Raw genomic sequence first — 8,280 nt, forward strand, 5'->3', positions numbered from 1 at the left:
TTACCGTTAGAAATCATTAGGAAATAAAATGCATTTGATTAAGTTGCTAAGCTTGAGCGCAATGACACTAGCTATTGCTTCAGGCTGTAAGTCAGACAGCGATTCAAGTAATCCAACTTCACCCCCTCCAACAATTCCAACATCGAAGACCGTGAGCAACATATCAATTAGTCAAGTTAGTAAGTCACTTCCACCAGAGCTCAACATCGCAACCAATGCTGGTTTTAACCTCTACGTTTCAGTAACTCCATCAGGCACAGCGACGACGCAATTGAGATCGTCAGGTATAAATAATGGTGCTATACATATCATCGCGTATTTTGATGAATCAAAATATCCAGATACTGTAGAAAAGGAGAAGCATAGAACAATCGTCAACTATAAAATCGAACGAGCAACCAAGATTCTTCAACATCTGATGTCCAACGTCCCTAACTCACAGTATGGAGAGAATAAATCATCAATCGCTGCACTCATGGCTCAACGAGAAGCCACATTGATAATGACGGAAAACGATGATCAAAACCAAATGATGCTCACCAAACTCTTTGTCAGCGAAGCGTTTCGTCAAAACAAAATAGATGATTGGGTATCAAAAGTTCCTTCTGCACCAAGTGTCCTTGATACAACATCAGAATCTAATTTCTTAAACTCTCTAATACCGCTAGCGTCGTCTGATGAGGATCTCTTAGATAATATTATTACTTCGATCTTAACCGGCGTACAACAAAGTCCCGATAGCCCCAAGTGGCTCATCAACAGCCAATCATTAATGTTCAGAGAGTTAACACTTGAAGGTGACTGCCACTATATGAGTAACTTCGCAAACTATTGCGAAAACTTAGGTAAACATGCAGATAGAGACGCAGGGTTTGAAGAAATACTTCACTTGTTTCAAGCACAAGGTATCGCTCCTAATCCGACGTTTTATGTGTTTCAACAACAGATTCAACAACGAGCGCTCTCACTCTATACCAATCACAAAAACGGCCAGTATTCACCATGGCAACCAAGCAACAGTAGTTGGCAAGATTGGAAAAATGACGACATAGACCCAGCTATCGGACCAAGTTATTCTCATGAGTACTTTGCGGCTGCTTTCGAAGCTTACATGGGCATGTGGGAGCACAAGAGCGAAGGTTTAGATAACTACCAAGCTGTAACTCGCTCTCAAATGCGTTCTATTGATACCGAGTCAGCCTTTTGGATAGAAAACATGTTCCACGACTACTTACAATACACCGCAAATATCGATTCCAACGGTGTCAAGACGTATTACAACCACCGATTTCCGCAAGGGGGCTTAACTCCGACGTTCAATATGTCGAAAAGCACTCATCCACCTCTTGAACCGTATACCTTTAAATCTCGCTGGCTAGTTAACGCAAAAATCGTAGGTGATGCAACGATTAACCTTAATGCCAACAACCAGGACAATCATATTGAAGGTAATAATAAAGACAATGTGGTTGATGGTAAGGATGGCAATGACGTCTATATTATTGATGAGGACTTTGCTAACTGCGTTATCACAGAGCAGAAATACGCAGTTGCAGTGCAATGTTCAAACACGGGAACAGATACCCTAGCGAATTTCGAGGCTATTCAGTTTAAAGATCGCACATACTCCCTCGCGCAATAATTCCTGCTCTAGGAAGCAACCTTATTGGCTTGCTTCCTATCAATCTAAGTTACTTTCCAATATTTTCATAGCATTGGGTTTTGCTAAGCCGAACCCTTGAAACAATGACACTCCATGCAGTTGACAGCGCGTTAATGTATCTTGATTTTCAATGCCCTCTGCTATTGTAGTTGCGCCTATTTTATTCGCAATGGTTACCGCTTCAGAAATTTTCTCATCACACAATAAGACGCTTCTATCAATTTTTAGATAGTCAGCTTTAATTTCTAGTGCGCGATCTTTAGTGGAATAGTCTGTCCCATAGTCATCAAGTGCCGTCTGCACACCAAATCTCGCGAGTTTGCCCTTACCCATGACAATAGCGCGGATATCAGATTCTTTAAACTCGGTAATTTCAAACACTATTTGTGATGGTACTGCACCAAATTCACCTATTCGTGTCATGAAACGTTCAACGGCAAGAGGTTCATTTGCAAGCAGCTCGAACACGCACGGAGAGACGTTTAGGAATAACTTTCGTCTTCTAAAACGAGAACAAGAAAAGTTATGCAGGTGTAACTTACAACATAGAATAGTACAGACAACATTTATCTCTACTTGTCGCTCTAAATCAGCAAAGTAACGCGCCGGTTCCAGTTTCTGACCAGAGATGTGCTTTATCCGAGCTAGCCCCTCAAGTGCAACAAGTTCTAATTGTTGGTTGAAAATCGGTTGGAACACACTAGTAAATTGAATGTCTTGATACACACCAGTGGCAGAGCCATCTGGTTGTATTTTTAGCAGCTTTTGCACCGTGTCATATTGATTAGAATATATATTGCCAATGTCCATATTACGCAAGCAGTCCTTTCTTTGCGGGTTGCAGCACGAATTATCGGCGCAATAGTACCAAACCCCTGTTGTGAGATACGTAATACCATGTAAGCAAGGCACTTTTTTGAGTCTAGTATTGGAATTGAAGCAGAAACAATGCAGAAAGATAAGATCAAAAAAGAGCCGCCTAGGCGACTCTTTTATCAGGACTTGGATTAAAAGCTAATTAACCTTCTTTACCAAATACGTTGTTCTCTTGTTCTTGTACGCGGATGAAAGTCGTACGCTTAGTTAGCTCTTTCAGTTTCGCTGCGCCTACGTATGTACAAGTTGAACGAACGCCACCAAGTATGTCTTGGATTGTGTTGTTTACGTCACCACGGTAAGGCAGAAGAACCGTCTTACCTTCAGCGGCACGGTAGTTAGCAACACCACCAGAGTGTTTGTCCATAGCAGACTGAGAAGACATGCCGTAGAACTTCATGAATTGCTTACCATCTTGCTCGATGACTTCGCCACCAGATTGCTCATGACCAGCTAACATACCACCTAGCATTACGAAGTCTGCGCCGCCACCGAAAGCTTTAGCAACATCACCCGCACACGCACAACCACCATCACCAATGATCATGCCACCTAGGCCGTGTGCAGCGTCAGCACACTCGATGATTGCAGAAAGCTGTGGGTAACCAACACCTGTCTTAACACGTGTAGTACATACTGAACCAGGACCGATACCTACTTTAACAATATCCGCGCCAGCTAGAATCAGCTCTTCACACATATCGCCAGTTACTACGTTACCTGCTGAAATCGTTTTCGTTGAGAATTCAGCTCGTACTTTTTGTACAAACTCAACTAGGTGCTCTGAATACCCGTTCGCAATATCGATACAAATGAATTCTAGATCTTCGCTTAATGCTAAGATTTCTTTTGTTTTCTCGAAATCACGCTCAGACGTGCCCGTTGATACGAATACTTTGTTCAATGTTTCTTTTGTTGCACCAGCAACAAACTCAGCCCACTGCTCTACTGTGTAATGCTTATGCATCGCTGTCATTACACCGTGTTGTGCTAGCGCTGTAGCCATTTCAAAACTACCAACAGAATCCATGTTAGCTGCAATTACTGGTGTACCAGACCATTGACGACCACTGTGCTTGAATGTAAAATCGCGGGTTAAATTTACTTGAGAACGACTTTTCAGTGTTGAACGCTTAGGGCGAAACAGTACATCTTTAAAGCCTAACTTAAGTTCTTGTTCGATACGCATTGTGTAAATTCCTTGATTTATATAGTACATGTTCCAGTGGGCATATGACTAAGCATAGTGCGTTGGCTCTCCGTTGGCAGACGGTTTACCTTTCTTCGGACACAAAAAAACCGGAGCGTTGGCAGACGCTCCGGTTTTCAGCATTATAGGTCGCGAAAATAATCTCGCAAGACTGATATTTTAATTTTTTTTGTGTTACTATTCCGACAAGTTGCAAATCCGCTGATTATCAATCCTATCTTAACGAAATAAAATCTCTCCAACCCTCTGATATAACAGAAAAAACCCATGTTATTTACATAAACAAGCTTACTTTAGCACTCGACGCAAACGTTTTTGCACTGTGCAAATATCGAGCTCTCAACACCTGAATGTGCATTTATTAACCAATTTTTGTGGTTATTCTTGTTATCTATTAGCTCATTTTTACCGATTGATTCGGAAAAAAACCGCTATTTTATATAACCTCTGAACTGTTCAAATCAAAAGTCATTGTTCTTATCGCCATCACGAATACTTCAAACGCTTAAGATGAAACATAATTGTCATGATTTCGAACTAATCGAATTTGTGGGAGTAAATCAGAAGCTAGCATGCCTACTTCTCCATGTTCCTTTGACTCCTGGTCAGCCGCAAGGCTGTGAATCAAAGTGCCAAGAGTTGCAGACTGCATGTTGTTTTTTCCCTGTCCTAATAGAGCTAAGATTGTTCCAGTCAATAAATCACCCATTCCACCACTGGACATCCCTGGGTTTCCTGCATGACAGACAACCATTGACTGACCATCATAAATCAGTGTTCCTGCACCTTTCAGTACCACTACTCCACCGTAAGTTTTTTGTAATGCTCTAATTGCCTGAAAACGGTCCTTCTCTATATCACTTATACGACAGTTTAATAATTGTGCGGCCTCACCTGGATGAGGTGTGATGATATGGTTCTTCAAGACAGCTGTGTCGCTTTGTATCTGGTTAAGCCAATATAGGCCATCTGCATCAATGACGACTGGAAGATCCAACGACATCGCCAACTTCAGTGTTTGGTCAAAAACTCTAGCGGACCAAGCTGTTCGTCCTAACCCCACTCCAATTGCGATGGCGGAGCTCCAATTTACGCGCTCAGTCAATGATTGGGTGGTGCACGCATCAATCATCGCCTCTGGTAGCAACGTTCTTATTGGTGTGACACTCGCTTCGTGGGTTAAGACGGCGCAAAGCCCACCTCCTGCTCTCAAACAAGCCGCAGAAGCCAGATAAGCCGCGCCACTCATTCCATTGTTTGCACCAACCACTAGCAACTTTCCATGCGTTCCTTTGTGAGAATCTTTTGCTCTTTTCGGGAGATAATTCAGCCAATGCTTGTTGGTTAATGTGACGTTTGCTTTATTCTGTTGAGCAAACTCCCTATCCACTCCTAATCCAGCAAAATGCAGTTGTCCTGTGAATGCTCTAGCTCGACCCGTAACTAACCCTTGTTTAACGCCAATAAAAGTCACGGTTCTATCTGCTTCGATCGCGTTTCCTAAAACAACACCGGTATCAGTATCAAGCCCGGACGGAGTATCTATCGAGATGATTGGTTTAGAAGACTGGTTTAAACGATCGAACACGTGAGAATAGAAAGGACGTACTTCACCTGAAATACCCGTCCCTAACAAAGCGTCAATAATAACGTCAACGTCATCCGTTACCGCATTTCCCGGTGAATCAATAATGCCACCAGCGGCAAGAAATTCATCTCTAGCTCGCAATGCGTCACCTTTAAGTGCGCTCGAGTCGCCGACTTGCCAAACTGTAACGTCGTAGCCCGCAATAAGACTTAGTTTAGCGACGATATACCCATCACCGCCATTGTTACCCTTACCGCAGCAAACTAGTAGCTTTCGAGTCTCTGAATAGTAAGTTTGCATAAGTTCAAATACTGAGGCACCAGCCTGCTGCATTAAGGTATACATTTCTATACGCAATTGTTGAGCTACGATCTTCTCTCCTTCGCGAACTTGTTGCGAAGTGAAGAGCGATTCAGGCAAGGAAGTTATATTTTGGTTCGAAGAGATCATTGTGTGCTCCCGTTTTAACCCTAGTTTCAGCTTGTTAGGCAACAAGTAAGGGGATCTAAAGCGTTAGCTATTCGCTTTTTATTGGTATTTATCCAAATGTTAGCAAACAGGGCACTACAAAGGTGTGAATGAGATTACAAGTTAAAACTGAGGCCAGAAAATATGCAGCGCAAACCTCAGGACAATGGCGAAAATGATCAAAGCTACACCTAATCGATATCGTTTGTATTCATCAACGCTCATGGGAACGCGTTTATAGAACATAGTGACGACGCCCTTCCAATCTTGACTACGACGACCATATTGCACGATACCCGTGATAATGAACAATACACCGGCAAGTAACAGAAGTTTCTCTGTCCAAAAAACACCTTGCTCTATCATAACCCAACTCACTCCTTAAACTGGTTCGTAACTAGTTTATGATGGAACGGCGTACTTTTCTGTAGAACTATAGTCTAATAGCGCACTTGTCATTAAGTCTGAAGCGATGTCTCGCCAACCGTCAATTTCTTCTATTAGATGTTGATGTTGTTTTTCTGTCACACTGTTGAGCGCAAGAGCTATGTATTTTTCTGCCACTATTCGATTGTTAGCGATTTTAAGTTTTAGTTTCTCGCTATAAAAACTCTCACTGTCATTTAAAAAACGCTGAAATTCTGGTTGAAAGTAGCCTAGGTCAGAACGCCGGTTAAGCAGCTGGCGCATAAAGTGTTGCATCTGCTGACGATGGGCTTGCCAATCAAATACCGTAACATCCATTTCATTTGCCCAACGACTCGCAAGTGTTTCTTGCTGCTCCGTCAGAGGTCCGAACCAACGCTCTAAATTCTCTTCAATTCGCTGTTGGTAAATAAGTCGAACATCTTCGTCTTGGAGGCCTTGATACTTTTTAATGAACTTATCGTCTTTCTGCTCTAAATTTTCAAGTAACTCTTTCACTTGTTTATCTGTCATCTGTTGTGTCAATGCATACAGATCAGGGGTAATCTGAGCGACTAATCGTTTTGTATGCTGCCTCACCTGTTCCATCTGCAAAGAAACATATTCTGCATCCACAGTTTTTGGGTCCTTATTTCGTATATCCGTCAACTGTTGTAGGTAACGAGGCAATTCATTGGACTTATGCCAATCACCAAGAACAAGAATACGCTCAGTTAATATTTCCTCCTGGCCGTCTTCAAGCGTTACATAGTCATCAATATAATCAACAATGAACCAATCCAAATTGCTATATAGAAATTTGGTTGTACACCCTGTTACAATTAACAAACTGACAAATAAGCCAAAACTCTTAACCCAGCCAACCTTTTTCATATAAATACTTCTTCCTTAATATACGTTAACGCGGACTTATACGAAGTTTAAGATAAGATTAGATTGAAAATGACTAAAGCGCCCAACTTTGAGCGCTTTTTAACTTGTTTAAATTTGTGGTCTTGCAGTTGAGTGCGTTGACGGAGGAAGGTGAGGTAAAGTGATCTCAGGCTGCTCGCCTGTAAGCGATCTTAAGAATGCGGTGATTTTCTTCGATTCGTCTTTAGTTAAGCTTTGCCCTAACTGAATATCAGCCATTACTTCTACTGCTTCTTGCAAATCCCATACAGAGCCGTCATGGAAGTATGGGTAGGTAAGTTCTATGTTGCGGAGTGTAGGAACTTTAAACACATATTTATCGAAATCCTTTCCTGTTACCGCGGCTCTGCCGATGTCTGGATTATCTGTTTTAAATGCTTTGACCAAGCCCATTTTTTGATACATCTGGCCTCCTGCAAGTGGTCCACTATGGCAAGCGGTACAGCCTTTTTGCTTAAACAACGAATAGCCTTCGACCTGTTCGGCAGTCAAGGCTGAATCATCACCTTTTAGCCACTTATCGAACGCCGCATTGGGGGTTCGAAGCGTTTTTTCAAACGTTGCAATAGCATCTGTTACTTCGTTAATGGTAAAGTTCTTTGAACCATACGCACTTTCAAACCACTGTTGGTATTGAGGGATGGATTGCAAAGTCCCAATAGCGAGTTCATGTGAAAACGCCATTTCTATCGGGTTTTCAATAGGCCCTGTGGCTTGCTCTTGAAGGTCTTTCGCACGTCCGTTCCAGAACTGTACGAAGTTTAAATCTGAGTTAAGAACCGTCGGTGAATTGATAGGTCCAATTGCCCACTTATGACCAATAGAGCTCGGAAGGTTATCAACGCCACCTTTCGCCACATTGTGGCAAGAATTACACGAGATCGTATTGGATGCAGATAACCTTGGTTCAAACCAAAGGGCTTTACCCAAGTCGACCTTTTGTTGGTCCAAGCCAACAACGGGTTCAATCACCTTGATCGGCTCTTGATCTTGCCTTTTCGCATTAACGTTAAATGCGATACCTACTGCTATTGCTGTTACTATTACATTTCTCATTGCTTATTCCTTTGCGCAAATATGTAAATATTAAATACAAGCGAATACCGACGATATATATCGTCTAGTTAGGTTATAATT

The 8,280-nt window shown here is 42.1% G+C and carries 7 protein-coding genes; 1 reads left to right on the forward strand and 6 read right to left on the reverse strand.

Translation table 11 applies throughout. The annotated features are described in order from the left end of the window. The first annotated feature begins 28 nt into the window (after positions 1-28). Positions 29-1,642 (forward strand): hypothetical protein, encoded by a 1,614-nt coding sequence (locus HW45_RS10535; protein ID WP_038226917.1) that lies wholly within the window; start codon positions 29-31, stop codon positions 1,640-1,642. A 39-nt stretch (positions 1,643-1,681) separates the two neighbouring features. Here HW45_RS10535 and HW45_RS10540 read toward each other — a convergent pair whose 3' ends face one another. The 6 genes from HW45_RS10540 to HW45_RS10565 all read right to left on the reverse strand — a co-directional run bounded on the left by HW45_RS10540 (position 1,682) and on the right by HW45_RS10565 (position 8,199). After that, positions 1,682-2,473 carry an EAL domain-containing protein gene (locus HW45_RS10540; RefSeq protein WP_038226919.1) on the reverse strand — a complete coding sequence of 264 codons (792 nt, stop codon included), beginning with the start codon at positions 2,471-2,473 and terminating at the stop codon, positions 1,682-1,684. A 208-nt stretch (positions 2,474-2,681) separates the two neighbouring features. Then, positions 2,682-3,728 (reverse strand): GMP reductase, encoded by a 1,047-nt coding sequence (locus HW45_RS10545; RefSeq protein ID WP_038226922.1) that lies wholly within the window; start codon positions 3,726-3,728, stop codon positions 2,682-2,684. A 526-nt stretch (positions 3,729-4,254) separates the two neighbouring features. Beyond that, complete coding sequence (locus tag HW45_RS10550) at positions 4,255-5,787, reverse strand: bifunctional ADP-dependent NAD(P)H-hydrate dehydratase/NAD(P)H-hydrate epimerase (protein ID WP_038226925.1); 1,533 nt, start codon at positions 5,785-5,787, stop codon at positions 4,255-4,257. A 141-nt stretch (positions 5,788-5,928) separates the two neighbouring features. Next, complete coding sequence (locus tag HW45_RS10555) at positions 5,929-6,171, reverse strand: hypothetical protein (RefSeq protein ID WP_006073638.1); 243 nt, start codon at positions 6,169-6,171, stop codon at positions 5,929-5,931. Between the two features lie 36 nt (positions 6,172-6,207). Next, positions 6,208-7,104: a DUF6279 family lipoprotein gene (locus HW45_RS10560; RefSeq protein WP_051868005.1), complete on the reverse strand. Its 897-nt coding sequence runs from the start codon at positions 7,102-7,104 to the stop codon at positions 6,208-6,210. Positions 7,105-7,212: 108 nt separating this feature from the next. Further along, positions 7,213-8,199, reverse strand: coding sequence for a cytochrome-c peroxidase (locus HW45_RS10565; protein ID WP_038226928.1), 987 nt, complete (start codon positions 8,197-8,199; stop codon positions 7,213-7,215). Positions 8,200-8,280: the final 81 nt, after the last annotated feature.

It is taken from the genome of Vibrio sp. ER1A (assembly GCF_000733315.1).
In the GTDB taxonomy this organism is placed as follows: Bacteria; Pseudomonadota; Gammaproteobacteria; order Enterobacterales; family Vibrionaceae; genus Vibrio; species Vibrio mediterranei.

Excerpts from the sequence above, each read along its gene's own strand:
- HW45_RS10535 (WP_038226917.1), top strand. The coding sequence starts at position 29 with ATGCATTTGATTAAGTTGCTAAGCTTGAGCGCAATGACACTAGCTATT.
- HW45_RS10540 (WP_038226919.1), bottom strand. The coding sequence starts at position 2,473 with ATGGACATTGGCAATATATATTCTAATCAATATGACACGGTGCAAAAG.
- HW45_RS10545 (WP_038226922.1), bottom strand. The coding sequence starts at position 3,728 with ATGCGTATCGAACAAGAACTTAAGTTAGGCTTTAAAGATGTACTGTTT.
- HW45_RS10550 (WP_038226925.1), bottom strand. The coding sequence starts at position 5,787 with ATGATCTCTTCGAACCAAAATATAACTTCCTTGCCTGAATCGCTCTTC.
- HW45_RS10555 (WP_006073638.1), bottom strand. The coding sequence starts at position 6,171 with ATGATAGAGCAAGGTGTTTTTTGGACAGAGAAACTTCTGTTACTTGCC.
- HW45_RS10560 (WP_051868005.1), bottom strand. The coding sequence starts at position 7,104 with ATGAAAAAGGTTGGCTGGGTTAAGAGTTTTGGCTTATTTGTCAGTTTG.
- HW45_RS10565 (WP_038226928.1), bottom strand. The coding sequence starts at position 8,199 with ATGAGAAATGTAATAGTAACAGCAATAGCAGTAGGTATCGCATTTAAC.